We start from the raw sequence: 3,537 nt of genomic DNA on the forward strand, positions 1-3,537 counted from the left end.
CGGTTACATTCCGAACCCGGAAGCTAAGCCTCACAGCGCCGATGGTACTGCAGGGGGGACCCTGTGGGAGAGTAGGACGCCGCCGAACAAATTTTGGAAAGAACCCCCGCCGGTTATCCGGCGGGGGTTCTTTGCGTTTCCGGAAAGGAATTCTCAGCCCTGGAGTTGGGCCGTGCCCCAGTCGGGGTGGCTCTCGTCGTGGCCGGGGACGTCGGAGAGCCTGGCGACGCCGGAGCCGTCGGCGCGCATGGTGTAGAGCTCGGAGGTGCCGCCGGCGGGGGCCTGGGCGAAGGCGATCACCGTGCCGTCGGGGGAGTAGGAGGCGACGCCGTAGGTGGTGTCGGAGGGGCCGGGGGTGAGGGCTTCGACGGCCGTGCCGTCGGGGTGGACGGTGTAGATGCCGCCGCCGGGGGCGTTGTCGGCGGGGTAGGTGGTGAAGATGATGCGGGTGCCGTCGGGGGACCAGTTGGCGCGGTCGCCGGCCCGCAGTTCCCACGGGGTGAGCTGGCGCAGGCCGGTGCCGTCGGCGTTGACGATGTAGAGCGCGCGGCTGTTGGCGGGCCGGCCGGTGGCGCTGGTCCGGTAGGAGAAGACGAGCTGCTTGCCGTCGGGGGACCAGGCCGGGTCGGTGACGGTGCCGGAGTACGGGGTGTCGTTGGTGAGGAAGGTGAGCCGCTGGGCGGTGGTGCCGTCGGGGGAGATGACATAGAGGTCGCTGTACTGGGTCTGCTCGGTGGTCGGGTCCGAGCTGCCCCAGGTGCGGGTGAAGGCGAGCTGCCGGCCGTCGGGGGACCAGGAGGGCGTGGCCTCCTTCTCGTTGAGGCAGTCGGGGGCACCTTCCTCGCAGAGCGAGCCCAGCGGGTGGGCGTTCTGGCCGTCGGCGCTGGTGGTCCAGATCCGGCCGGGGGAGTCACCGCCGGTGCGGTCGAAGGCGAGGGTGGTGCCGTCGGGGGACCAGGAGGGGTGGTCGTCGCGGGTCTGTTCGGCCGGCTGGGTGATCTGCTGGCGGGTCTTGCCATCGGCGGTGACCGTGAAGATGGCGCTGGTGAGGCGCTCCTGGTCGAGGAAGACCCGGCCGGCGATGAGGCCGTTGTGGGCCGTCGGGACGGCGGGGACGGCCGGGGCGGCGGGGGCGCCGACCACGTCGGCGGCGTCGGCGGCGGCCGGTTCGACGGCCGGGGCGGGGGTGGGGGATTCGGTGCGGATCTCGCTGAGCGGGATCTCGCCGGGCTGGGCGCCGCAGCCGGTGAGCAGGGCCCCGGCGAGCAGGAGGCCCGCACCGGCGCGGTGGCGGGTGCGGGCCGTGGTCGGGGTGGCGCGGTGGATGGTGGGGGTGGTCCGTGAGAGCCGTGTCCGTGTGCGGGTCATCCGCGTCTCATCTCCGTCTCCGATCCGTCCGGCGAGGCCGGGCGTGAGCCCCCCGAAGGAGCTGTCACTGTGTCAGATCGGAGGGAGCGGAGCGGGGCGACACGCGACGCTCCGCGTCCGCTCGGGGACGGGGAGTCATCCGTTCGCGGGGCCGTCAGTCCCTGGCGGCGCGGCGTTCGGCCTTGGCGACGGCCTCCGCCTCGTCCTCGGCCTCGGCGGTCTCCAGGGTGGGCGCGGTGCCGCCGAGGTGGGTGGGCAGCCACCAGGTGTCGTCCGGGCCGGAGGGCTTGCCCGGGTACTCGCGCTGGGCCCGGTCGAGCATCTCGGACATCGCGGCGCGCAGCCGGCGGGTGACCATGACGGGCTTGTCCTCGGGCTTCAGCACGATCGGCTCGCCGATCATGATGGTGACCGGGACGTGCCGCTTGGTGAGGGTCTTCGGGCGGCCCTTGGTCCACAGCTGCTGGGTGCCCCAGAGGACCACCGGGAGCAGCGGGGCGCCGGAGTCGGCGGCCATCCGGGCGGCGCCGGTCTTGAACTTCTTCAGCATGAAGGAGCGGCTGATGGTCGCCTCGGGGAAGACACCGACCACCTCGCCGGCCCGCAGGGCGCGGACGGCGGCCTCGTAGGCGGGCTGGCCGTCGGTGCGGTCGACCGGGATGTGCTTCATGCCGCGCATCAGGGGGCCGGAGACGGCGTGCTTGAAGACGTCGTCCTTGGCCATGAAGCGGGTCTTGCGCTTGCCGCCGCGGTAGGCGCCGAGGCCGGCGAAGAGGAAGTCGAGGTAGCTGATGTGGTTGCTCACGAGCACCGCGCCGCCCTTGGCGGGGATGTGTTCGGCGCCGACGATCCTGATGCGCACGTCGAGTGCGCGGAAGACGGTCAGCGCGGCGCCGATCACCGGCGGGTACACGAGCTCTGCCACGGTCAGTCCTGACTTCGACGGGCCTGGCGGCCCGGTACGGCGGGGTGCCGCGTGTCGTAGGCGGGGGCCGACCGGGGGCGCGGCACACCGCGGCGGCCACGGGCGATACACGGAGATGATCCCCCGAACGGGTGCCCGCTGTCACCTGAGCCGTGCCGCCGGGCCGGATCTGGCGGTGTGATGTGCGTGATGAGCCCGGCCGGGAACCTTTCCCGGCCGGGCGTCCGGTCGGTTTCCTGCCCGTTCGGGCGGTCGCGGCCGGCTGAGGGCCGGGGGATGACCGGGGCGGTGGCGGGTGTTGTGGTGCTCGCGGGCGCGTTCGGGCGGCCGTGGGGCGTGCGTGGGTGAGGGAAGGCTGTGGGTGCGGTGGAGGACGGGGCGGAGCGGATGTCGGCGGCGGAGCTGGGGGAGCCGTTCGGGGAGCGGGCGACGCTGGTGCAGTTCTCCACCGCGTTCTGCCAGCCGTGCCGGGCGACCCGGCGGGTGCTGGCGGAGGTGGCGGGGATGGTGGCCGGTGTGGCGCACGTCGAGCTGGACGCCGAGGAGCGGCTGGAGCTGGTGCGGCGGCTGGGCGTGGTGCGGACGCCGACCGTGCTGGTGCTGGACGCCGGCGGCCGGGTGGTGCGGCGGGCGGCCGGGCAGCCGCGGAAGGTGGATGTGATCGCGGCGCTGGCCGCGGCGCTCTGAGCCCTCGGGTGGGGGCGCGCGGGGGCGCGCGGGTCGGGCCCGAGTGCATCGGGTGGCGGAAGGGCAGCCCCGTCGGGTGGAGTCGGAGGTGGGCTGGGGCAGGATGGGCCTGACGGTGGCGCGGCCGTCCCGCGGTCCGTACCGGACCGGAGGTCTCCCCGGGGCTGCCGAGGGGGCCCGCGGGGCGCCCGGCCGGGACCGCGCGGCGTAAGCTACTGGCGAGTAGTGACCGTCGGGCTACTGGCGGGTATGCTGCCAGGAAGTTCCGGACCGGCACGGGAACACGCTGCCGGGAGCGGGTGCGAGCCGAGTTCGCGCCCGCTTGCAACAGCCGCAGCCGCCGGACGAGACCAGTACAGGAGACAGGCCGTGAGCTTGAGGATCGTTGTCTGTGTGAAGTACGTGCCGGACGCGACGGGTGACCGTCGTTTCTCGGACGATCACACCACCGACCGGGAGGGCGTGGACGGCCTTCTGTCGGAGCTGGACGAGTACGGCGTGGAGCAGGCGCTGCGGATCGCGGAGGCGCATGAGGGTGCCGAGGTGACGGTGCTGAC

General features: G+C 73.3%; 3 protein-coding genes, 1 rRNA gene and 1 pseudogene. 3 read left to right on the forward strand and 2 right to left on the reverse strand.

The annotated features are described in order from the left end of the window. Positions 1-88 (forward strand): 5S ribosomal RNA (rrf, locus tag ABTX81_RS39445); the annotation flags it as partial. Between the two features lie 65 nt (positions 89-153). Here the strand turns inward: rrf and ABTX81_RS39450 are convergent. Further along, positions 154-1,368 (reverse strand): TolB family protein, encoded by a 1,215-nt coding sequence (locus ABTX81_RS39450; RefSeq protein ID WP_350555753.1) that lies wholly within the window; start codon positions 1,366-1,368, stop codon positions 154-156. A gap of 154 nt (positions 1,369-1,522) precedes the next feature. After that, complete coding sequence (locus ABTX81_RS39455) at positions 1,523-2,293, reverse strand: lysophospholipid acyltransferase family protein (RefSeq protein WP_350555755.1); 771 nt, start codon at positions 2,291-2,293, stop codon at positions 1,523-1,525. A 387-nt stretch (positions 2,294-2,680) separates the two neighbouring features. On the opposite strand from ABTX81_RS39455, the gene ABTX81_RS39460 reads away from it, so the two are divergent. Both ABTX81_RS39460 and ABTX81_RS39465 read left to right on the forward strand, forming a co-directional pair. Beyond that, the gene (locus ABTX81_RS39460; protein ID WP_350555757.1) at positions 2,681-2,980 is read left to right on the forward strand and encodes a TlpA family protein disulfide reductase; all 300 of its coding nucleotides are present in this window, start codon (positions 2,681-2,683) and stop codon (positions 2,978-2,980) included. 369 nt (positions 2,981-3,349) lie between these two features. Further along, positions 3,350-3,537 (forward strand): annotated as a pseudogene (locus ABTX81_RS39465) (electron transfer flavoprotein subunit beta); the annotation flags it as partial.

It is taken from the genome of Kitasatospora sp. NPDC097605, from assembly GCF_040302725.1.
Classification (GTDB): Bacteria; Actinomycetota; Actinomycetes; order Streptomycetales; family Streptomycetaceae; genus Kitasatospora.